Origin of the sequence: Streptomyces sp. NPDC058001 (assembly GCF_042886315.1) — a bacterium.
Taxonomy (GTDB): domain Bacteria; phylum Actinomycetota; class Actinomycetes; order Streptomycetales; family Streptomycetaceae; genus Streptomyces.
The window spans coordinates 111,490-132,874 of the sequence record NZ_JBHVQT010000015.1 but is presented as its reverse complement, the minus strand read 5'-3'; the positions used below and the strand labels follow the sequence as shown (position 1 = coordinate 132,874).

The following is a 21,385-nucleotide window of genomic DNA, read 5'->3' as shown; positions in this document are numbered from 1 at the left end:
CCATGGCTGCAACATCCCGGGGGACGTCCCCCGTACCCCCGGACGCACGTCCGCGGCTGACCGTGCTCTCCGGCCCCTCAGGGGTCGGCAAGAGCACGGTCGTCGCACATCTGCGCAAGGCACACCCCGAGGTATGGCTTTCGGTGTCGGCCACCACCCGTAAGCCCCGCCCCGGTGAGAAGCACGGCGTGCAGTACTTCTTCGTCGCCGACGAAGAGTTCGACAAGCTCATCGCCAATGGCGAACTCCTCGAATGGGCCGAGTTCGCGGGCAACCGCTACGGCACCCCGCGCGGCGCCGTCCACTCACACCTCGACGCCGGCGAGGCCGTCCTCCTGGAGATCGACCTCCAGGGTGCCCGCCTGGTCCGCGAGTCGATGCCCGAGGCCCAGCTCGTCTTCCTCGCGCCGCCCTCCTGGGAGGAACTGGTGCGCCGGCTCACCGGGCGCGGCACCGAGGCGCCCGACGTCATCGAGCGCCGGCTCGCCGCCGCCCGGATCGAGCTGGCCGCCGAATCCGAGTTCGACATCACCCTCGTCAACACCTCCGTCGAGGACGTGGCCCGCGAGCTGCTAGCCTTGATGGACGTAGTGTGATCTTTTCGGATCTCACCCCCCCCTGTCGGAAGGTAGAGCGTGTCCTCTTCCATCACCGCGCCCGAGGGCATCATCAACCCGCCGATCGATGAGCTGCTTGAGGCCACGGACTCGAAGTACAGCCTCGTGATCTACGCGGCCAAGCGTGCGCGTCAGATCAACGCGTATTACTCGCAGCTCGGCGAGGGCCTGCTCGAATACGTCGGTCCGCTCGTCGACACGCATGTCCACGAGAAGCCGCTCTCGATCGCCCTGCGCGAGATCAACGCGGGTCTGCTGACCTCCGAGGCCGTCGAGGGCCCCGCCCAGTAGACAACGCAGCCGACCGCGAGGGTCGGCGGCGAACAGCACCTTCCCACGGGCCCGGCGGCGCGACCGCCGGGCCCGTGGTGTGTCATGGGTAGGTACCGCGTCACCGCGTGCGTACGCGAAGCCGAGTCCGGGGAGAGACGGTGGACCAACCGAAGGTCGTTCTGGGGGTCAGCGGTGGCATCGCCGCGTACAAGGCGTGCGAACTGCTGCGCCGGCTCACCGAGTCGGGCCACGACGTAAGGGTCGTACCGACCGACGCCGCGCTCCACTTCGTCGGCGCCCCGACCTGGTCGGCGCTCTCCGGGCACCCCGTGTCCACCGAGGTCTGGTCCGACGTCCACGAGGTCCCGCACGTCCGCATCGGCCAGGGCGCCGACCTCGTCGTGGTCGCCCCCGCCACCGCCGACCTGCTCGCCAAGGCCGCGCACGGCCTCGCCGACGACCTGCTCACCAACACCCTCCTCACCGCCCGCTGTCCCGTCGTCTTCGCGCCCGCGATGCACACCGAGATGTGGGAACACCCCGCCACCCAGGAGAACGTCGCCACCCTCCGCCGGCGCGGCGCCGTCGTCATCGAGCCCGCCGTCGGCCGCCTCACCGGCGTCGACACAGGCAAGGGCCGCTTCCCCGACCCGGCCGAGATCTTCGAGATCTGCCGCCGGATCCTGGTGCGCGGCGTCCGCGCACCCGACCTCGCGGGCCGCCATGTCGTCATCAGCGCCGGCGGCACCCGCGAACCCCTCGACCCGGTCCGCTTCCTCGGCAACCGCTCGTCGGGCAAACAGGGCTACGCGCTCGCCCGTACCGCCGCCGCCAGGGGCGCCCGCGTCACACTGATCGCCGCCAACACCGCACTGCCCGACCCCGCGGGCGTCGATGTCGTCCCCGTCGCCACCGCCGTCCAACTGCGGGAGGCCGTCCTCAAGGCCGCCGCCGACGCCGACGCCGTGGTGATGGCCGCCGCCGTCGCCGACTTCCGCCCCGCCGCGTACGCCGCCGGGAAGATCAAGAAGAAGGACGGCCAGGAACCCGAAGCCGTCGCGCTGGTCCGCAACCCGGACATCCTCGCCGAGATCTCCGGGGACCGCCCCCGCCCCGGACAGGTCGTCGTCGGATTCGCCGCCGAGACCGACGACGTCCTCGACAACGGCCGCGCCAAACTCCGCCGCAAGGGCTCCGACCTGCTCGTCGTCAACGAGGTGGGGGAGCGCAAGACCTTCGGCGCCGAGGAGAGCGAGGCCGTCGTGCTCGGCGCCGACGGCACCGAGACACCCGTCCCGTACGGGCCCAAGGAAGACCTCGCCGACATCGTCTGGGACCTCGTGGCGCGCCGGCTGCCCGGCGCGCCCGGTGCGTGATCGACCCGTCCTGGGTGAGAATCGTGTCCGCTCCGCCGGATACGGGTGACCCCCCTAGAATCCGGGTTCCGCCCTGGTGGCGGAGTGCGCAGTACCGCAGAATGCCAGTGCCGCAGGTCACAGGGCTCCCACGTGGCGAGACACCTGGTCCGGCGGACGAGCCCGACCGATAAACTGGTGTCGGACCACGCCGGGCGCAGCTCCCGGCCGGTCCGCCAATGAACAGCCAGCAGCCGCTGCAACCTCAGGGAGCGATGTGTCCCGCCGTCTCTTCACCTCGGAGTCCGTGACCGAGGGTCACCCCGACAAGATCGCTGACCAGATCAGCGACACCATTCTCGACGCGCTTCTGCGGGAGGACCCGACCTCCCGGGTCGCCGTGGAGACGCTGATCACCACCGGCCAGGTACATGTGGCCGGTGAGGTCACGACGAAGGCGTACGCGCCGATCGCACAGCTGGTGCGCGACAAGATCCTTGAGATCGGCTACGACTCATCGAAGAAGGGCTTCGACGGCGCCTCCTGCGGCGTGTCGGTGTCCATCGGCTCCCAGTCCCCCGACATCGCCCAGGGCGTCGACACGGCGTACGAGAAGCGGGTCGAGGGGGCCTCCCGCGGCGCGTCATCCCTTGGAGAGGACGACGACGACCTCGACAAGCAGGGCGCCGGCGACCAGGGCCTGATGTTCGGCTACGCGTGCGACGAGACGCCCGAGCTGATGCCGCTCCCGATCCACCTCGCGCACCGCCTCTCGCGGCGCCTGTCCGAGGTCCGCAAGAACGGGACCATCCCCTACCTGCGCCCCGACGGCAAGACCCAGGTCACCATCGAGTACGACGGCGACAAGGCCGTCCGGCTCGACACGGTCGTGGTGTCGTCCCAGCACGCCTCCGACATCGACCTCGACTCGCTGCTCGCGCCCGACATCCGCGAGTTCGTGGTCGAGCCGGAGCTGAAGGCACTCCTGGACGACGGCATCAAGCTGGAGACCGAGGGCTACCGGCTCCTCGTCAACCCGACCGGGCGCTTCGAGATCGGCGGCCCGATGGGCGACGCCGGACTCACCGGACGCAAGATCATCATCGACACCTATGGCGGCATGGCCCGTCACGGTGGCGGCGCATTCTCCGGCAAGGACCCGTCCAAGGTCGACCGCTCCGCCGCGTACGCGATGCGCTGGGTCGCCAAGAACGTCGTCGCCGCCGGTCTCGCGTCCCGCTGCGAGGTCCAGATCGCGTACGCCATCGGCAAGGCCGAGCCCGTGGGCCTGTTCGTGGAGACCTTCGGCACGAACAAGGTCGACACGGAGCGCATCGAGTCCGCGATCACGGATGTCTTCGACCTCCGCCCGGCCGCGATCATCCGCGACCTCGACCTGCTCCGCCCGATCTACGCCCAGACGGCGGCCTACGGCCACTTCGGCCGTGAACTGCCCGACTTCACCTGGGAGAAGACGGACCGCGTGGACGCCCTGCGCAAGGCGGCGGGACTGTAGCCGAAGCGACCACGGTCAGCACGGGAGGCCCGGCAACCCTTGGAGGGGGGCCGGGCCTCTTCGCGTCCCGGGATCAGGCCGTGCGTCTGCGTCGTTCGGCGGGTGGTCGTGGCAGGTCGCGGCAGGTCGTGGTGTCGGAGGGGTCTGGTAGGAATGCTGGTGTGAGCGGTCAGGACGGGGAGGGTGACGGGGGCGGACGGGGTGTGCCCGAGCAGTTGGCGTTGATTCGGGACAGTGTGCGTCAGGCCAAGGTGCCCCGGGCCAAGCCGCGGACCTGGCGGGGTGCCGCGCTCGCCGGTGAGCTGCCCGTCGCGCGGGTGCTCGTGGACAAGGGCGTGCTGCATCTCGACCGGTACTTCGACTATGCCGTCCCCGCCGAGCTGGACGAGCAGGCGCAGCCCGGGGTGCGGGTGCGGGTGCGGTTCGGCGCCGGGCGGCATCAGGTGCGGGACGGGCGCCGCGAGGGCGGCGGTCTGGTCGACGGATTCCTGGTGGAGCGCGTCGCCGAGTCGGAGTACTCCGGGCCGCTGGCCGCGCTCGCCCAGGTGGTGTCGCCCGAGCCGGTGCTCGGGGACGAACTGCTCGGCCTGGCGCGGGCCGTCGCCGACCGGTACGCGGGCAGCCTCGCCGATGTGCTCCAGCTCGCGGTGCCGCCGCGCAACGCCCGCGCGGAGGGCAAGCCGTCGCCCGAGCCCCTGCCGCCGCCCCCCGCCCCTGACCCCGGATCCTGGGTGCGGTACGGACGGGGGCCCGCCTTCCTGGACGCCCTCGCGACGGGGGGTGCGCCACGCGCCGTGTGGAACGCGCTTCCGGGGCCCCTGTGGGCCGACGAACTCGCCCGTGCCGTCGCCGCGACGCTCGCCTCGGGGCGCGGCGCGCTCGTCGTCGTACCGGACGGGCGGGTCGTCGCCCGGGTCGACGCCGCGCTGACCGCGCTGCTCGGGCCGGGACGGCACGCTGTGCTCACGGCCGACGCCGGGCCCGAGAAGCGGTACCGGCAGTGGCTCGCCGTGCGGCGCGGCGCGGTGCGGGCCGTGGTCGGTACCCGCGCCGCGATGTTCGCGCCGGTACGGGACCTCGGCCTGGTCGCGATCTGGGACGACGGCGACTCCAGCCACAGTGAGCCGCACGCGCCCCAACCCCACGCGCGCGAAGTGCTGTTGCTGCGCGCCGCGCACGACCGGAGCGGATTCCTGCTCGGCGACGTGGGCTGCACGGTCGAGGCCGCCCAGCTCGTCGAGAGCGGCTGGGCGGGGCCCCTCGTCGCCGACCGGGAACAGGTGCGGGGCGCCGCGCCGCTGGTACGGACCGTCGGCGACGTCGACCTCGCGCGCGACGAGGCCGCGCGCGCCGCCCGGCTGCCCAGCCTCGCCTGGCAGGTCGCCCGTGAGGGGCTGCGCCATGGGCCCGTACTGGTCCAGGTGCCGAGGCGTGGCTACGTACCTCGGCTGGCCTGCGAGCGGTGCCGGGAGCCCGCCCGGTGCCGACACTGTGCCGGGCCGCTGGAGGCGCGGGACGGCAGCGCGGCGCTGCGGTGCGGGTGGTGCGGGCAGGAGGAGGGCGCCTGGCACTGTCCCGAGTGCGGGGGGTTCCGGCTGCGGGCCCAGGTCGTCGGCGCGCGGCGTACGGCCGAGGAGCTGGGCCGGGCCTTTCCCGCGGTGCCGGTGCGGACGTCGGGGCGTGAACAGATCCTGGACACCGTGCCGGACGCGCCCGCGCTGGTCGTGAGCACACCGGGCGCGGAGCCCGTCGCCGAGGGCGGGTACGCCGCGGCGCTGCTGCTCGACGGGTGGGCGATGCTCGGGCGGCCCGACCTGCGCGCGGGCGAGGAAGCGCTGCGGCACTGGATCGGCGCCGCCGCGCTGGTACGGGACCAGGGCGCGGGCGGCACCGTCGTGGTCGTCGCCGAACCGACGCTGCGGCCCGTACAGGCGCTGGTGCGGTGGGACCCGGTGGGCCACGCGGTACGGGAGTTGGCGGAGCGCGCCGAGCTGGGGTTCCCGCCCGTGTCGCGGATGGCGGCGGTTTCCGGGCCGCCCGACGCGGTGGCCGAATTCCTCGCCTCGGCCGAACTGCCCGGTGACGCCGAGGTGTTGGGGCCGGTGCCGCTGCCCGTCGTGGAGGCCGGGCGCCCCGCGGCCCGGCGGATCGGGGCGCCACCACCGGGGGAGCGATGGGAGCGGGCGTTGATCCGGGTGCCGCGGGGGAGCGGGGCCGCGCTGGCCGGCGCCCTGAAGATCGCCCAGGCCGCGCGAGCGGCGCGGGGCGCCGGGGGCAGTAGAGGAACGGTACGGGTGCGGATCGATCCGCCCGACATCGGGTAACGGCCGCTGCGCGGGGCTTTGGCGGGCGACGGCCGCTGCGCGGTGCTCGGTCGGGTGGGGCTTCAGTGGCCGGTGCGGTCGCTCGGCACCGCCGGGCCGCACCGTCCCGGTTGCTGGCCGTCGCGCCCGTCGCGCCGAGAAGGAAACCCGAACCGGTGGTGGGAGTGGAAACCCGGCGGTGACGCTGACCGTGCGCAGCTGCTGGGCGTCGCTCCCAGCAGCTGCTGCGCGGTGGGGTCAGCCGTTGCGCGGGCCCGGGAAGACTCCCGGTTGGGGGGCGTCGCGGAGGGTGGGGCTGCCGGCCAGGGGCTGGGTCGGCATGGAGCGGGCGGCGGGGACCGTGGGGAGCGGGGACCCGACGCCGACCGGCTGCGAGCCGGACGGCTCGGTGGCCCGCTCGGCCTCCGCCGCCGCCTGCGCCGCGGCCCGCCGTGCCCCGTACCGCCGGTGCACCGCCTGCTTGGTCACGCCGAGCGCCGAACCCACCGCGTCCCACGAGAAGCCCAGCGAGCGGTCGAAGTCCACGGCCGCCGTGACCAGGGTCTCGACGCTGTCCCGGAGTTCCTGGGCGAGCCGGACGGTGGGAGCGGGGGCCCGGCCGTAGACGACGAAGCCCGTGGACGGGCCGGAGCGGCGCGGGCGGTAGACGTTGCCCAGCTGGGCGGTGAGGGTGCGCAGCGCGTCCACCTGCCGGCGGACCCGCTCGATGTCCCGCACCAACAGGTGCAGGCTGGCCCGTGCCTGTGCGTCGTGGGTTGCGTGGTCGGCCATGAACAAGCCTCTCGAACCGGCGGTGAAAGGGGATCGGGCCGCGACCGCGGCCCGCTGTGGTCAACTCTCTCTTGACCAACGCGTCACGCGGTATGTGGTCACGGTGCCGGGGCGCAAGGGCATACGCGCAGGGCGCGCGGGCGCCTGTACGCCCCCGGCGTACCCCGCGTCCGCCGCCCATAGACTGGTGCGCTGCCCGTCACGAACCTTGCCCGAGAGGCCGACAGTCACCGATGAAGCTCGTCTTCGCAGGCACCCCCGAGGTCGCCGTACCCGCCCTGGACGCCCTGATCGCCTCCGACCGGCACGAGGTGGTGGCCGTCGTCACCCGTCCCGACGCACCCGCGGGACGCGGTCGCCATCTGGTCGCGAGCCCCGTCGCGCAGCGCGCCGAGGAGGCCGGGATCGAGGTGCTGCGGCCCGGGAAGCCACGGGACGAGGCGTTCCTCGCGCGCCTGCGGGAGATCGCCCCCGACTGCTGCCCCGTCGTCGCGTACGGTGCCCTGCTGCCCCGCGTCGCCCTCGACATCCCGACGCACGGCTGGGTGAACCTGCACTTCTCGCTGCTGCCCGCCTGGCGCGGCGCGGCGCCCGTGCAGCACGCGGTCATGGCCGGTGACGAGATCACCGGCGCCTCCACCTTCCTGATCGAGGAGGGCCTGGACTCGGGACCGGTGTACGGCACGGTCACCGAGGCGGTCCGGCCCACCGACACCAGCGGCGATCTGCTCACCCGGCTCGCGTTCGCGGGCTCCGGGCTGCTCGCCGCGACCATGGACGGCATCGAGGACGGCACCCTCAAGGCCGTACCGCAGCCCGCCGACGGCATCACGACGGCACCGAAGATCTCCGTCGAGAACGCCCACGTCGACTGGGCGGCGCCCGCGCTGCGGGTGGACCGTGTGGTGCGCGGCTGCACGCCCTCGCCCGGCGCCTGGACGGTGTTCCGGGGCGAGCGGCTCAAGCTCATCCACGTCGCCCTCGCCCCGGACCACACGGATCTCGCGCCCGGTGCGCTGTCCGTCGGCAAGAACCATGTGCACGTGGGCACGGGTTCGTTCGCCGTGGAACTGCTGTGGGTCCAGGCACAGGGCAAGAAGCCGATGCGCGCGGCGGACTGGGCCCGGGGCGTACGCATCGCCGAGGGTGAGGTGCTGGCGGCGCGCTGACGGCTCCGGCCGCCGGGGTGCCCGTAATTGAGTTGCCGGGAAGGGCGGGTCCGGGGTGTCATCGGATTCTGACCCGAACCAGAAGGTGGTGTTGTATGCCCCGGGCCCCACGGGACCGTTCTCGCGTCCGAGGAAGGGAACCCGTCAGCGTGGCGTGAACTCCCCAACTCCCCGGGAGCGAGACGGATTTGAGCATGTGCCGGAAGGCAACTGCCGTGTCCGTTCCGTATCGCCCAGGAGTCGTTTCCACGATGTCCCGCACCACCAGAAGAACCCGAGAGACCTCGGGAAGAGTCCGTAACACCTCAGGAGGAGTGCGTAACACCTCCGCGAGAGCCCGTGCCGAGGGGCGCGCCGAGTCCTTCCGCTGTCTCCACTGCGGTCTCGACGTACCCATGACCGCGGCCGGTACCGATTACCGCAACCACTGCCCGAACTGCCTGTGGAGCCGTCACCTTGACGACGCCCCCGGCGACCGGGCCGCGGACTGCGGCGCCCGGATGGAACCGCTCGCCATATCCGTGCGGGGGACGGCGAGTGGGTGCTCGTGCACCGCTGCACCGGCTGCGGTGTCCTGCACGCCAACCGCACCGCCGGCGACGACAACGCACTGCCGCTGACCCGGCTCGCGGTGCTGCCACTGGCCCGGCCACCGTTCCCGCTGGAGCGGCTGGGCTCGCTGTAGGAAGCAGCAAGTAGGGATTCGGGGGAGAGCGGGCGGTGCCCGGCCACGACGTACGCTGGTCGGTGCACCTCCCTCTCTTCCCCGGAGCACCTTTTCGTGAACGAGCAGCCGCGTCGCCGTCCCGGCAAACCGGGCGGCAAGCCCTACCGCCGCCCCAAGAAGGACCCCGTACGGATCCTCGCCTTCGAGGCGCTGCGGGCCGTCGACGAGCGGGACGCGTACGCCAACCTCGTCCTTCCACCGCTGCTGCGCAGGGCCCGCGAACAGGGCGGTTTCGAGGACCGTGACGCCGCCCTCGCCACCGAGCTGGTGTACGGCACACTGCGCCGCCAGGGCACCTACGACGCCGTGATCGCCGCCTGTGTCGACCGGCCGCTGCGTGAGGTCGACCCACCCGTCCTGGACGTCCTGAGCCTGGGCGCCCACCAGTTGCTCGGCACCCGTATCCCCTCGCACGCCGCCGTCTCCGCCTCCGTCGAGCTGGCCCGGGTCGTCCTCGGCGACGGTCGCGCCAAGTTCGTCAACGCCGTGCTCCGCAAGATCGCGCAGGAGGACCTGGACAGCTGGCTGGAGCGGGTCGCGCCCCCGTACGACGAGGACCCCGAGGACCATCTCTCCGTCGTGCACTCGCATCCGCGCTGGGTCGTGTCGGCGCTGTGGGACGCGCTCGGCGGTGGCCGGGCCGGCATCGAGGAGCTGCTCGAAGCCGACAACGAACGTCCCGAGGTCACCCTCGTCGCCCGGCCCGGCCGAATCGGCGCCGATGCACTGCTCGAAGGGCTCGGCGACCAGGCGCTGCCGGGCCGCTGGTCGCCGTACGCCGTGCGGCTCACCGAGGGCGGGGAGCCCGGCGCGCTCGACGCGGTGCGCGAGGGCCTGGCCGGCGTCCAGGACGAGGGCAGTCAGCTCGTCGCGCTGGCCCTCGCCCATGCGCCCGTCGAAGGCCGCGACGAGCGGTGGCTCGACGGCTGCGCGGGCCCCGGCGGCAAGGCCGCGCTGCTCGCGGGGATCGCCGCCGAGCGCGGCGCCGTCCTGCTCGCCGCCGAGAAGCAGCCGCACCGCGCCGGACTCGTCGCCCAGGCACTCGCGGGGAACCCGGGCCCGTATCAGGTCGTCGTCGCCGACGGGACCCGTCCGCCGTGGCGGCCCGGCTCCTTCGACCGGGTCCTGGTCGATGTGCCGTGCACCGGGCTCGGTGCCCTGCGCCGCCGCCCCGAGGCCCGCTGGCGGCGGCGCCCGGACGACCTCGCCGGGTTCGCGCCGCTTCAGCGGTCCCTCCTGGAGAAGGCGCTGGACGCCGTCCGGGTCGGCGGGGTCGTCGGCTACGCGACCTGCTCCCCGCATCTCGCGGAGACCCGGGCCGTCGTGGACGACGTCCTCGCGCACCGGGGCGGCGCCGAACTTCTCGACGCCCGCCCGCTGCTGCCCGGCGTCCCCGCGCTCGGCGACGGACCCGACATCCAACTGTGGCCGCATCTGCACGGCACGGACGCGATGTACCTGGCCCTGCTGCGCCGCACCGACTGAGCGACGGCGACCGGTGCGGTCCTCTGCGGTGCGGCTCTCCGTGCCGTCCGCTCACCGGTGCTACCAGGTCACCGGCAGTTCTAGGGGGAAGCGGCGGATGGTGTCCGTGTCCCAGCGGATCTCCTCCGGCGGTACCGCGAGCCGCAGCCCCGGGAACCGTTCGATGAGCCGTCCGACGGCCACTTCGAGCTCCGCCATGGCCAGCGGGACGGCGATGCACCGGTGTCCGCCCCAGCCGAAGGTCATGTGCGGGGCGGGCGTCCGCTCCGGGTCGACGGCGTGCGGGTCCGCGTAGCGCGCGGGGTCGTGGTTCGCCGTCAGATACGAGACGTGCACGAAGTCGCCCGCCCGGATCCGTACGCCGTCCAGCTCCACGTCCTCCAGTGCGACGCGGGGAATGCCGACGCCCTTGCGGAACGGGATGACGCGGAGCAGTTCGTTCAGGACGCCCGTCAAGGTCTCCGGCCGGTCCCTGAGGTGCCGCATCAGTTCGGGGCGGGTCAGCAGCACATAGGCGATGTTGCTGATCTGGCAGGTGGCCGTGTCCTGTCCGCTGAGCACCAGCGTCAGGGCCATCACCGCCACCTCCCCGTCATCGAGCGCGTCCTCGCCGTCCCCGGCCGCGGCCAGCGCGCTGATCAGGTCCTTGCCCGGCGAGCGCCGCCGCTGTTCGACCAGTTCGCCGAAGTAACTCCGCAGCTCCGCCTTGGCGTTCGCGGCGCTCTCGCGGCTGCCCGGACCCGTGGCGAGCAACTCATGGGTGTACCGCTGCATCCGTGGCCAGTTGTCCCGGGCGATGCCGAGTACGTCGTAGATCGTCTGCTGCGGGAGTTGGTTCGACAGTTGGCGGGCCAGGTCGGCGGGCGGACCCTGCGCGGCCATCTCGTCCAGGAGGTCGTCGGCGAGCCGGATGATCCCGCGCCGCATCCGGTCCACGTGCCGTGTGGTGAACGCCTGCGCTGCCAGATGCCTGAGGCGGCTGCTGCCCGGCGGGTCCATCACATTGATCGACTCCGGCGAGACGATGGGCTCCGGCGTCAGCCGCGGATAGTCCGAGCCCATGATCCCCGCCCGGCTGAAGCGTGGATCGGTGGTCACCTGGCGCACACCGTCGAACCCGGTGACCAGCCAGGCGTCGCCGTCGCCGTAGGGGAGTCTGATCAGGGGGAGTGAGTCGCGGGCCATCAGCGCCGCGAGCGAGGGATCGAAGTCCAGTCCCTCGCTGAAGTCGAACGGACACGGGGTCGCTTCACTGCTTCGGGGTGTCACGCGGTTCTCCATTTCCAGCGGCCTTCGCTGGCTCATGGATATGCCTTTGGCGACTTGCCGAACCGTCGGGACGCTTCGGCGTGCGCCAATCGGCCGACGGCCGCTGCGCGGGGCTTTGGCGGGGTGGGGGTGTCCGGGGGTGTTGATGGGGTGTTGATGGAGGGGGATGTGGGTGGGGTGGGGTGTTGATGGGGTGCGGTCGCATGGCACCGCCGGGCTGCGCCGTCCCGGCCGGTCGCCGTCGCGGCGGAGAAGGGATCCCGGCGGTGCTGCCGGGTGGTCGCCGTCGTGGTGGAGAGGGAAGCCGGGTGGTGCTACCGGGTGGGTTCTCGGCGGCTGTGGGTCGCTGGGCGGGGCTTTGGCGGGGTGGGATGGGTGCGGTCGCTCGGCACCGCCGGGCCGCTCCGTCCCGGGTGGTCACCGTGGCGGCGGATAGGGAACCCGGCGGTTCTAGCGGGAGGGGTGCTCTGCGATGCCCGAGCGGTTCCGAGGGCCCCGCTTCGCGCTCCGTGGTGGGCGGCCGTTGCGGGGCCCGGGAAGGCTCTGGGGGCGGTGGGGGCGTCCTCTGCTTGCCCGTCACCATCCGCGTGCCCGTCGAGCTTGCCCGTGCACCACCCGCGTACCCGTCGAGCCCGGCGGGCGCCCGTGTTCCGGATTCGGGGCCGACAGGGCCCTGTCGTGAGTGGGTGGGGGTCGGGATATCTTGATGTCGAGCAATGTTGCAGACGTGGAGTGGAGCGGAGCACCCGGTGACTGACTCGACCATCATCTATACGCACACCGACGAGGCCCCGGCCTTGGCGACGTATTCGTTCCTGCCCGTCATTCAGGCGTACGCCTCGACCGCCGGCGTCACGGTGGACAGCCGTGACATCTCGCTGGCGGGGCGGATCATCGCCGGCTTCCCGGAGTACCTCCAGGAAGGGCAGCGTATCGATGACGCTCTCGCCGAGCTGGGCGAGCTGGCCAGGACGCCGCGGGCCAACATCATCAAGCTGCCGAACATCTCGGCGTCGATCCCGCAGCTCAAGGCGGCCGTCGCCGAGCTTCAGACGCAGGGCTACGCGCTGCCGGACTACCCGGACGATCCGAAGACCGACGAGGAGCGCGACATCCGCGCCCGCTACGACAAGGTCAAGGGCAGCGCCGTCAACCCGGTGCTGCGCGAGGGCAACTCCGACCGCCGCGCGCCCGCCTCGGTGAAGAACTACGCCAAGGCGCACCCGCACCGTATGGGTGCCTGGTCGGCCGACTCGAAGACGAACGTCGCCACCATGGGCGCCGACGACTTCCGCTCCACCGAGAAGTCCGCGGTCGTCGCCGAAGCCGGTGCGCTCCGCATCGAGCTGGCCGGGGACGACGGCACCACCACCGTGCTGCGCGAGTCCGTACCGGTACTCGCGGGCGAGGTCGTCGACGCGTCCGTGCTGCGCGTCGCACCGCTGCGTGAGTTCCTCACCGCGCAGATCGCCCGCGCCAAGGCCGAGGGCGTCCTGTTCTCGGTGCACCTCAAGGCGACGATGATGAAGGTCTCCGACCCGATCATCTTCGGCCATGTGGTGCGCGCGTTCTTCCCGAAGACGTTCGCCGCGTACGGCGAGACGTTCGCCGCCGCCGGTCTCTCCCCGAACGACGGCCTCGGCGGCATCCTCAAGGGCCTGGAGTCACTGCCCGACGGCGCCGCGATCAAGGCGTCCTTCGAGGCCGAGATCGCCGAAGGTCCCGACCTCGCGATGGTCGACTCCGACCGCGGCATCACCAACCTGCACGTCCCCAGCGATGTCATCGTGGACGCGTCCATGCCGGCCATGATCCGCACCTCGGGGCACATGTGGGGCCCGGACGGCGAGGAGGCCGACACCCTCGCGGTGCTCCCCGACAGCAGCTACTCCGGGATCTACCAGGCCGTCCTCGACGACTGCCGCGCCCACGGCGCGTACGACCCGTCGACCATGGGCTCGGTGCCGAACGTCGGTCTCATGGCGCAGAAGGCCGAGGAGTACGGCAGCCACGACAAGACCTTCGAGATCGCCACCACCGGCACCGTGCGCGTCGTCGACGCGGCCGGGAACGCCGTCCTGGAGCAGACCGTCGGCGCCGGTGACATCTTCCGGATGTGCCAGACCAAGGACCTGCCGATCCAGGACTGGGTCAAGCTCGCCGTCACCCGCGCCCGCGCGAGCGGCGACCCGGCCGTGTTCTGGCTCGACGCGGGCCGCGCGCACGACGCACGGCTGATCGAGAAGGTCGAGCGCTACCTGCCGGAGCACGACACCGAGGGGCTGCGGATCGAGATCCTGGCCCCGGTCGACGCGATCACGTTCTCCCTGGAGCGCATCCGCCGGGGCGAGGACACGATCTCCGTCACCGGCAATGTGCTGCGTGACTACCTGACCGACCTGTTCCCGATCCTGGAACTGGGCACCAGCGCGAAGATGCTCTCGGTCGTCCCGCTGATGAACGGCGGTGGACTCTTCGAGACCGGTGCCGGCGGCTCCGCGCCCAAGCACGTCCAGCAGCTCGTCAAGGAGGACTACCTGCGCTGGGACAGCCTCGGTGAGTTCCTGGCGCTCGCGGTCAGCTTCGAGCACCTGGCGACCACCACCGGCAACGCCCGCGCCCAGGTCCTCGCCGACACCCTGGACCGCGCGACCGGCACCTTCCTCAACGAGGACAAGTCGCCGAGCCGCAAGCTGGGCGGCATCGACAACCGTGGCAGCCACTTCTACCTCGCCCTGTACTGGGCGCGGGAGCTGGCCGGGCAGACCGGCGACGCCCAGCTCGCCGAGGCGTTCGCGCCGCTCGCCAAGACGCTCGGCGAGCAGGAGAGCACCATCGTCGACGAGCTGATCGCCGTCCAGGGCTCCCCGGTCGACATCGGCGGCTACTACCAGCCCGACCCGGCCAAGGCCGCGGCCGTGATGCGCCCGTCGAAGACGTTCAACCAGGCGATCGACTCGCTCTGATCCTCCTGGGACACCCGATACACGTCCGCCCCGGCCGCGCACCGCCTGACCGGGGCGGACGTGTACCGGCGGCGGCTGGGCCGGAGGCGGATCGGCCACGGCCGGGCGCTCGGTTCCCGACCACCGCACCCCCATCCCCATCCCCATCCCCACCGCCGCCGTCTCCTTCGCCGCCGCGACGGCGACCCGCCGAGACGGCGCATTCCGGCGGTACCGGGCTTGCCATCCGACCAAGGCACCACCCGGCCGGGCCGGAGGCGGATCGTGGCCACGGGGGCTCGGTTCCCCCATCGCCGGGCGCCCCTCCCCACTGCGGCCGTCCTCTTTCTCCGCCGGGGCGGCGTCAAGCATTCCGGGGGTGCCGGGCTTTCCATTCGATCAAGGCGCCACCCGGCCGGGCCGGAGGCGGATCGTGGCTGCGGCCCGGGGACTCGTTTCGCCCATCGCCGGGCGCCCATCCCCACCGCCGGCGTTTCCTTCTCCGCCGCGACGGCGACCAGCCGAAATGGTGCATTCCGGCGGTGCCGAGCGACCGAACCCGCAACAAGCCTTTTACCGCGTTTGCCAGTGCGGCGGCACCCCGTGCCATTCGCCTCGCCATATCTACCCGTACCAGCCGGAGGCCCCGGCACCGCGTGCCTTAGTAAAGGATTGGTACGGACCGACGCCGGTGAGGTCCGTCAGGCATGGCAGGCTTGAGGCATGGCCGCGCAGATCAATCCCAGTATTCTCTCCGCCGACTTCGCCCGTCTCGCCGATGAGGCGCGGGCGGTGGAGGGCGCCGACTGGCTCCATGTCGACGTGATGGACAACCACTTCGTCCCCAATCTGACCCTCGGGGTCCCGGTGGTGGAGTCCCTGGCGCGGGCCACGGACACCCCGCTCGACTGCCATCTGATGATCGAGGACCCCGACCGCTGGGCCCCCCAGTACATCGAGGCGGGCGCCGGGTCGGTCACCTTCCATGTCGAGGCGGCGGCGGCGCCCGTGCGGCTGGCGCGGGAGATCCGCGCCAAGGGCGCGCGCGCCTCGCTGGCACTGAAGCCGGCCACCCCGATCGAACCGTACGAGGATCTGCTCCCGGAACTCGACATGCTCCTGATCATGACGGTGGAGCCGGGCTTCGGCGGGCAGGCGTTCCTCGACATCATGCTGCCGAAGATCCGCCGGACCAGGGAGCTGATCACCAAGCACGGCCTGGAGCTGTGGCTCCAGGTCGACGGAGGAGTCTCGGACTCCACCATCGAGAGGTGCGCCGAGGCGGGCGCGGACGTCTTCGTGGCGGGCTCCGCTGTGTACGGCGCCGCCGATCCCGCCGACGCGGTACGTGCACTGCGCACCCGGGCGGAGACGGCCACGGCCGCCGCGGCCTGGGCATGCGACCACTGAGCCACGGGAACGTGAACGGCCGTCCATCGGGACTGATCAAGTACGCCGGATCTGCAAGGATGAACGGCGAATCCAGGTTGTGAACAGCAGTGAGTGAACAGCAGTGAGGAGAAAGCCGTGACTGGCTTGTCGGCGGGCCGATCAGCTCTGCGGATGGGACCCGCTGAGCTGGTGCAGGCGGCGGCCATGGCCCGCCGCTTCTACCTTGAGGGCAAATCCAAGATCCAGATCGCCGAGGAGTTCGGCGTGAGCCGCTTCAAGGTGGCCCGGGTCCTGGAGACCGCTCTGGAGCGCGATCTCGTACGCATCGAGATCCGTGTGCCCGCCGAGCTGGACGCGGAGCGCTCCGACGCGCTGCGCGCCCGCTACGGTCTGCGGCACGCCGTGGTCGTGGAGTCCCCGGCCGAGGCCGAGGAGTCGCCCGACCCCGAGAACCTCGGCGAGGTCGCCGCCGACCTCCTCGGTGAGCTGGTCGCGGAGGGCGATGTCCTCGGCCTGGCCTGGGGCCGTTCGACCATTCACATGGCGGCGGCGCTCGACCGGCTGCCGCCCTGCACGGTCGTGCAGCTCACGGGTGTGTACGACGCCGGGACCGCCGAGCGCGGCTCCGTCGAGGCGGTCCGCAGGGCCGCCCAGGTGTCCGGCGGCGACGCCCACCCCATCTACGCGCCCATGCTGCTGCCCGATGTGGCCACCGCCACCGCGCTGCGCCGGCAGACCGGGATCGCCCGCGCCTTCGAGTACTTCGACAAGGTGACCGTCGCCTGTGTCTCCATCGGCTCCTGGGAGGCCGGTATCTCCACCGTCCACGACATGCTCACGGACGAGGAGCGCTCCCACTACGCCTCGCTCGGGGTCGCCGCCGAGATGTCGGCGCACCTCTTCGACGCCGAGGGCCGACGGATCGGGCGGGACCTGGGGGAGCGCTGTATAACGGTCGAGGCCGACCGGCTGCGCCGTATCCCCGAGGTCATCGCCATCGCGGGCGGGCAGCGCAAGGCGCCCGCGATCGACGCGGTGCTCCGCTCGGGCCTGGTCACCAGCCTCGTCACGGACACCGCCGCGGCGGACTTCCTGATGGCGGCGGGACCCCCGCCGCGCCCCGCGCTGGCCCGCGAGGACCCCGACGGCGAGGGATGACGGGGGACGACGCGGCGAGGAGTACGGCCCTGGCCGCGACGACAGGCCGGGTGCCGGGGGGCGTGACAGCATCGGTGCCATGCCGCTGACGCCTGTCCGGCGCGCGCTCACCGCGCCGCTCGTCCGTCGCCCTCTCCTCCTGATCCCACTGGGCCCGCTGGTCGCCCTGGTCGCCCTGATCGGTCTGCTCGGCTCCCTCGCCGGGTGCGCCGGCACCGACAGCGGCACGAGTACGCGGCCCACCGTCGCCACTGCCGTCACCACCCCCGGCTGGGCGCACGGCATGGTCACCGTGACCGCCGAGCGGCTGCCCGCCGAGGCCCGTGACACCCTCCGCCTCATCGACCAGGGCGGCCCGTTCCCGTACACCAGGGACGGGGTGGTCTTCGGGAACTTCGAGCGACTGCTGCCGCAGCATCAGCGCGGCTACTACCACGAGTACACGGTCCCCACGCCCGGCTCCCGCGACCGGGGCGCGCGGCGCCTGGTCAGCGGCGACGGCGGCGAGATCTACTACACCGACGACCACTACGCGTCCTTCAAGGCGGTACTGCGATGACGGCCGGGCCCACCCTGACCCAGGCGCTGCGCGCCAGCGGCTGGACCACCACACGGCTCGACCTCCGGGGCGTCGCCGACAAGGCCGCCTTCATGGAGCGCTGCGCCCGCGCCCTGGACCTGCCCGACTGGTTCGGCCGGAACTGGGACGCGCTCGCCGACTGCCTCACCGATCTGTCCTGGGCCCCGCCCGCACAGGGCAGGGTCCTCCTCGTCACGGGCTGGCAGACGTACGCCGGTACCCGGCCCGACGAGTGGGGCACCGCCCAGGAGGTGTTCGCGGACGCCGTCACGTACTGGCGCGGCCGGGACACCGGGATGGAGATCCTGCTCACCATCGGCGATGGAGGATCCGACGACGCCGGGGCCGGGACGCCTGGGTGATCGTCCCGGACCGGGCATTCGCGCCGTCATGGGACACTGAAGTACGTGCTCTTCCCCCCGGCTGACCTGTCCGGGGGCCACCTCTGATCGACTGGGATGAGCGGCACGTGCGTTTCCTCAATGACCTCCAGCCTCCGTACGACCTGACGTACGACGACGTCTTCATGGTGCCGAGCCGTTCCGCGGTGGGCTCGCGGCAGGGCGTCGACCTGGCGTCGCCGGACGGCACGGGCACCACCATCCCGCTTGTCGTGGCGAACATGACCGCGATCGCGGGCCGCCGGATGGCCGAGACCGTCGCCCGGCGCGGTGGCCTCGTCGTCATCCCGCAGGACATCCCGATCGAGGTCGTCACGGACGTCATCTCCTGGGTCAAGCAGCGGCATCTCGTCCTGGACACCCCCATCGTGCTCGCCCCGCACCAGACCGTCGCGGACGCGCTCGCGCTGCTGCCCAAGCGCGCGCACAACGCCGGCGTGGTCGTGGACGGCGACCACCGCCCGATCGGTGTCGTCACCGACGAGGACCTGACCGGGGTGGACCGCTTCACCCAGCTCACCGAGGTCATGTCCCGGGACCTGGTGATCCTCGACGCGGACATCGAGCCCCGCGAGGCGTTCCACCGGCTCGACGGCGCCAACCGCCGCTACACCCCCGCCGTGGACGCCGACGGCCGCCTGGTCGGCATCCTCACCCGCCGGGGCGCGCTGCGCGCGACCCTGTACACACCGGCCACCGACGCCGGAGGCCGGCTGCGGATCGCCGCCGCCGTCGGGATCAACGGCGATGTCGCGGGCAAGGCCGCGCAGCTCCTCGACGCCGGGGTCGACACCCTCGTCGTGGACACCGCGCACGGCCATCAGGAGTCGATGCTCTCCGCGATCAAGGCCGTCCGGGCGCTCGACCCGAAGGTCCCGCTGGTGGCCGGCAACATCGTCGCCGCCGAGGGCGTACGCGACCTGATCGAGGCGGGCGCCGACATCGTCAAGGTCGGCGTCGGTCCCGGTGCCATGTGCACCACGCGCATGATGACCGGGGTCGGCCGCCCGCAGTTCTCGGCGGTCCTGGAGTGCGCGGCCGAGGCGAAGAAGTACGGCAAGCACGTCTGGGCCGACGGCGGGGTGCGGCACCCCAGGGACGTGGCGATGGCGCTGGCCGCCGGGGCGTCCAACGTCATGATCGGCTCCTGGTTCGCCGGTACGTACGAGTCCCCGGGCGACCTTCAGCAGGCCGCCGACGGGCGGCTGTACAAGGAGTCCTTCGGGATGGCGTCGGCGCGGGCGGTCCGTAACCGCACCAGCGAGGAGTCGGGGTACGACCGGGCCCGCAAGGCGCTGTTCGAGGAGGGCATCTCCACCTCGCGGATGTTCCTCGACCCGGGCCGTCCGGGCGTCGAGGACCTGATCGACTCGATCATCGCGGGCGTCCGCTCCGCCTGCACCTACGCCGGCGCGAACTCGCTGGAGGAGTTCGCCGAGAAGGCGATCGTCGGGGTGCAGAGCGCGGCCGGGTACGCCGAGGGGAAGCCGCTGCACGCCAGCTGGAACTGAGTCGCGAGCGCTACCGGCGGACACCGACCGGCAGGTCTGTCAGGGTCGCCTGACGTCAGGTCCTCTTGACGTCAAGTGGCCCTGACGCGATGCTGAGGGCATGACGACACCGCAGAGCATCGAGCCCGCCCACACCCTGCGTACCGCGGTCACCCGCCTCGACGAGCTGCGCGGCCGTGACTCGCTCGCCGACGCCGGTGCGGCCGGCGAGGCACTGAACCGTCAGGAGCTGCTGGAACTCCTCGCCCTCAGCGAGGTCGTGGCCCGCAAGGCGGCCTACGGGCGGCAGCTCTCCGTCCGCGCGGCCCGCGCCGCCGGCGCCTCGTGGACCCAGATCGGCGCGGCCCTCGGCACCAGCAAGCAGGCCGCCTGGGAGGCCCACCACCGCTGGATCGACGAGCAGGCCGCGCGCCACCGCGACGAGGGCCTGGAATTCGACGCGGACATGGAGGCGGCGGCCCGGGGGCTCGCGGACCGGCCCGGCGACGACCCCTCCTGACCACCGGCGACGCGTGTTCTACTTCCTGTACGGGCCACCCCCGCCTCTTCCTGTACGGGCCACTCCCGCGCCCGGCCCGCCTCCGAGAGAAGTGATCCACGCTCCGTGCGACTGAACGATCTCGACGAACGCATCGTGCACGCCCTCGCCGAGGACGCCCGCCGCTCCTTCGCGGACATCGGCCAGCAGGTGGGCCTCTCGGCGCCCGCCGTGAAGCGGCGCGTCGACCGGCTGCGCGCCATCGGCGCCATCACCGGGTTCACCGTGCGCGTGGACCCGGCGGCGCTCGGCTGGGAGACCGAGGGCTTCGTGGAGATCTACTGCCGGGGCAAGACCTCGCCCGAGACCATCCACCGGGGTCTTGAGCGCTATCCGGAGGTCGTGTCGGCGTCCACCGTGACCGGTGAGGCGGACGCGATCGTGCAGGTCTTCGCCTCCGACATGCGGCACTTCGAGCGCGTACTCGAACGGATCGCGGGGGAGCCCTACGTGGAGCGCACCAAGTCCGTGCTCGTACTGTCGCCGCTGCTCAGGCGCTTCTCGTCCGGGGCGCCCGGCTAGGAAGTCCTGCGGGTGCGGGTGCCCGTTCGCGTCAGTCGCCGGTGAGTCCGAGTCCCGGTCCCGTCTGCCGCGCCAGCGCGTTGTTGCCGATCGAGTTGTGGACGCTGAAGGTGACCGTGTCCGACCGGTAGCGGTCGTCGGACCACTCCACCGGGCGGCCCTCGCGGGTCGTGGTGATCCGCCGCACCCGCAGCAGCGGACTCGTCCGGCGCACCCCGAGCAGCTCCGCGTCCCGCGCCCCCGCCGCGACCGCGTCGATGAGATGTTCCCCGTACGCGAACACCAGGCCCGTGTCCTCGAACAGACGCTGTGTCACCGACGGGCAGTCCGGCTCGATCCGCTCCACCGCGGGCGCGATCCAGTCCGCGTACACGGTCCGCTCCAGGAGGACCGGCTCGCCGTCCAGACCGCGCAGCCGCAGTACCGACAGGACCCTTGCCCCGGGCGCCAGTTGGAGGCGCAGCGCGTCCGGTGCCGTGGCCTGGCGGTACTCCGATTCCACCACCCGGCCCGTCGCCGTACGCCCCATCGAGCGGGCCCACTGCGCGAAGCTGCGGAGTTCGGCGAAGCTCTGGCTGCGGCGGCTGGCCAGGACCACGCGGCGCGCGCCCTGCCGGGACCCGATCAGCCCCTCGGCGGTGAGCGCGGCGACGGCCTGCCGGACGGTGCCGCGCGAGACGGCGTACCGGGCCGCGAGTTCCGTCTCGGGCGGCAGCAGTCCGCCCACGGCGTACTCCTCGCGGTCGATCGCCCGGCGCAACTCCTCGGCGATCTCCTCATGTCGGGCCGTCATGCTCCCCCTCCCATCGGCGGCTGTCCCTCGGCGGCTGTC

At 72.3% G+C, this 21,385-nt stretch carries 18 protein-coding genes and 1 pseudogene; 16 read left to right on the top strand and 3 right to left on the bottom strand.

The window, feature by feature from the left end; genetic code table 11:
- Positions 1–2: 2 nt before the first annotated feature.
- The 5 genes from gmk (at position 3) to ACFVT5_RS33730 (ending at position 6,085) form a co-directional block, all read left to right on the top strand.
- On the top strand, positions 3–596 hold the full coding sequence (gmk, locus tag ACFVT5_RS33750; RefSeq protein ID WP_389895959.1) for a guanylate kinase: 594 nt from the start codon (positions 3–5) through the stop codon (positions 594–596).
- Positions 597–635: 39 nt separating this feature from the next.
- Entirely contained in the window at positions 636–908 is a 273-nt protein-coding gene (rpoZ, locus tag ACFVT5_RS33745) for a DNA-directed RNA polymerase subunit omega (protein WP_003982715.1), read from the top strand.
- Between the two features lie 140 nt (positions 909–1,048).
- A complete protein-coding gene (gene coaBC / locus ACFVT5_RS33740) occupies positions 1,049–2,266 on the top strand; it encodes a bifunctional phosphopantothenoylcysteine decarboxylase/phosphopantothenate--cysteine ligase CoaBC (RefSeq protein ID WP_389895957.1) in 1,218 nt (405 codons plus the stop codon).
- A gap of 256 nt (positions 2,267–2,522) precedes the next feature.
- Positions 2,523–3,761 (top strand): methionine adenosyltransferase, encoded by a 1,239-nt coding sequence (gene metK / locus ACFVT5_RS33735; protein ID WP_389895955.1) that lies wholly within the window; start codon positions 2,523–2,525, stop codon positions 3,759–3,761.
- A 161-nt stretch (positions 3,762–3,922) separates the two neighbouring features.
- Positions 3,923–6,085: a primosomal protein N' gene (locus ACFVT5_RS33730; RefSeq protein WP_389895953.1), complete on the top strand. Its 2,163-nt coding sequence runs from the start codon at positions 3,923–3,925 to the stop codon at positions 6,083–6,085.
- Between the two features lie 237 nt (positions 6,086–6,322).
- Here ACFVT5_RS33730 and ACFVT5_RS33725 read toward each other — a convergent pair whose 3' ends face one another.
- Positions 6,323–6,856 (bottom strand): hypothetical protein, encoded by a 534-nt coding sequence (locus tag ACFVT5_RS33725; protein WP_389895951.1) that lies wholly within the window; start codon positions 6,854–6,856, stop codon positions 6,323–6,325.
- Between the two features lie 233 nt (positions 6,857–7,089).
- On the opposite strand from ACFVT5_RS33725, the gene fmt reads away from it, so the two are divergent.
- The 3 genes and pseudogenes from fmt to ACFVT5_RS33710 all read left to right on the top strand — a co-directional run bounded on the left by fmt (position 7,090) and on the right by ACFVT5_RS33710 (position 10,237).
- Positions 7,090–8,025, top strand: a complete 936-nt coding sequence (fmt, locus tag ACFVT5_RS33720) for a methionyl-tRNA formyltransferase (protein WP_389895949.1) — start codon at positions 7,090–7,092, stop codon at positions 8,023–8,025.
- A gap of 194 nt (positions 8,026–8,219) precedes the next feature.
- Positions 8,220–8,710, top strand: a pseudogene (locus tag ACFVT5_RS33715) (RNHCP domain-containing protein).
- Positions 8,711–8,806: 96 nt separating this feature from the next.
- Positions 8,807–10,237: an RsmB/NOP family class I SAM-dependent RNA methyltransferase gene (locus tag ACFVT5_RS33710; RefSeq protein WP_389895946.1), complete on the top strand. Its 1,431-nt coding sequence runs from the start codon at positions 8,807–8,809 to the stop codon at positions 10,235–10,237.
- Between the two features lie 60 nt (positions 10,238–10,297).
- Here the strand turns inward: ACFVT5_RS33710 and ACFVT5_RS33705 are convergent, their stop codons facing one another.
- On the bottom strand, positions 10,298–11,518 hold the full coding sequence (locus ACFVT5_RS33705) for a cytochrome P450 (RefSeq protein WP_389896358.1): 1,221 nt from the start codon (positions 11,516–11,518) through the stop codon (positions 10,298–10,300).
- 737 nt (positions 11,519–12,255) lie between these two features.
- Between ACFVT5_RS33705 and ACFVT5_RS33700 the strand changes: the two genes are divergently transcribed.
- From ACFVT5_RS33700 to ACFVT5_RS33665, 8 genes are all read left to right on the top strand, one after another.
- On the top strand, positions 12,256–14,472 hold the full coding sequence (locus ACFVT5_RS33700; RefSeq protein WP_389895944.1) for an NADP-dependent isocitrate dehydrogenase: 2,217 nt from the start codon (positions 12,256–12,258) through the stop codon (positions 14,470–14,472).
- 702 nt (positions 14,473–15,174) lie between these two features.
- On the top strand, positions 15,175–15,861 hold the full coding sequence (gene rpe, locus ACFVT5_RS33695; protein ID WP_389895942.1) for a ribulose-phosphate 3-epimerase: 687 nt from the start codon (positions 15,175–15,177) through the stop codon (positions 15,859–15,861).
- 93 nt (positions 15,862–15,954) lie between these two features.
- A complete protein-coding gene (locus ACFVT5_RS33690; RefSeq protein ID WP_389895940.1) occupies positions 15,955–17,001 on the top strand; it encodes a sugar-binding transcriptional regulator in 1,047 nt (348 codons plus the stop codon).
- A gap of 79 nt (positions 17,002–17,080) precedes the next feature.
- Positions 17,081–17,560 (top strand): ribonuclease domain-containing protein, encoded by a 480-nt coding sequence (locus tag ACFVT5_RS33685; protein WP_389895939.1) that lies wholly within the window; start codon positions 17,081–17,083, stop codon positions 17,558–17,560.
- Positions 17,557–17,943: a barstar family protein gene (locus tag ACFVT5_RS33680; protein WP_389895937.1), complete on the top strand. Its 387-nt coding sequence runs from the start codon at positions 17,557–17,559 to the stop codon at positions 17,941–17,943. The genes ACFVT5_RS33685 and ACFVT5_RS33680 overlap by 4 nt, the downstream gene beginning before the upstream one ends.
- A gap of 107 nt (positions 17,944–18,050) precedes the next feature.
- Entirely contained in the window at positions 18,051–19,493 is a 1,443-nt protein-coding gene (locus tag ACFVT5_RS33675) for a GuaB1 family IMP dehydrogenase-related protein (protein WP_389895935.1), read from the top strand.
- Positions 19,494–19,593: 100 nt separating this feature from the next.
- On the top strand, positions 19,594–19,992 hold the full coding sequence (locus ACFVT5_RS33670) for a hypothetical protein (RefSeq protein ID WP_389895933.1): 399 nt from the start codon (positions 19,594–19,596) through the stop codon (positions 19,990–19,992).
- A gap of 105 nt (positions 19,993–20,097) precedes the next feature.
- The gene (locus ACFVT5_RS33665) at positions 20,098–20,553 is read left to right on the top strand and encodes an Lrp/AsnC family transcriptional regulator (RefSeq protein WP_389895931.1); all 456 of its coding nucleotides are present in this window, start codon (positions 20,098–20,100) and stop codon (positions 20,551–20,553) included.
- Between the two features lie 31 nt (positions 20,554–20,584).
- Here the strand turns inward: ACFVT5_RS33665 and ACFVT5_RS33660 are convergent, their stop codons facing one another.
- Positions 20,585–21,346: a GntR family transcriptional regulator gene (locus ACFVT5_RS33660; RefSeq protein WP_389895929.1), complete on the bottom strand. Its 762-nt coding sequence runs from the start codon at positions 21,344–21,346 to the stop codon at positions 20,585–20,587.
- Positions 21,347–21,385: the final 39 nt, after the last annotated feature.

Coding starts and splice junctions, on each gene's coding strand:
- gmk (WP_389895959.1), top strand. CDS start 3: ATGGCTGCAACATCCCGGGGGACGTCCCCCGTACCCCCGGACGCACGT.
- ACFVT5_RS33725 (WP_389895951.1), bottom strand. CDS start 6,856: ATGGCCGACCACGCAACCCACGACGCACAGGCACGGGCCAGCCTGCAC.
- fmt (WP_389895949.1), top strand. CDS start 7,090: ATGAAGCTCGTCTTCGCAGGCACCCCCGAGGTCGCCGTACCCGCCCTG.
- ACFVT5_RS33705 (WP_389896358.1), bottom strand. CDS start 11,518: ATGGAGAACCGCGTGACACCCCGAAGCAGTGAAGCGACCCCGTGTCCG.
- rpe (WP_389895942.1), top strand. CDS start 15,175: ATGGCCGCGCAGATCAATCCCAGTATTCTCTCCGCCGACTTCGCCCGT.
- ACFVT5_RS33685 (WP_389895939.1), top strand. CDS start 17,081: ATGCCGCTGACGCCTGTCCGGCGCGCGCTCACCGCGCCGCTCGTCCGT.
- ACFVT5_RS33680 (WP_389895937.1), top strand. CDS start 17,557: ATGACGGCCGGGCCCACCCTGACCCAGGCGCTGCGCGCCAGCGGCTGG.
- ACFVT5_RS33670 (WP_389895933.1), top strand. CDS start 19,594: ATGACGACACCGCAGAGCATCGAGCCCGCCCACACCCTGCGTACCGCG.
- ACFVT5_RS33660 (WP_389895929.1), bottom strand. CDS start 21,346: ATGACGGCCCGACATGAGGAGATCGCCGAGGAGTTGCGCCGGGCGATC.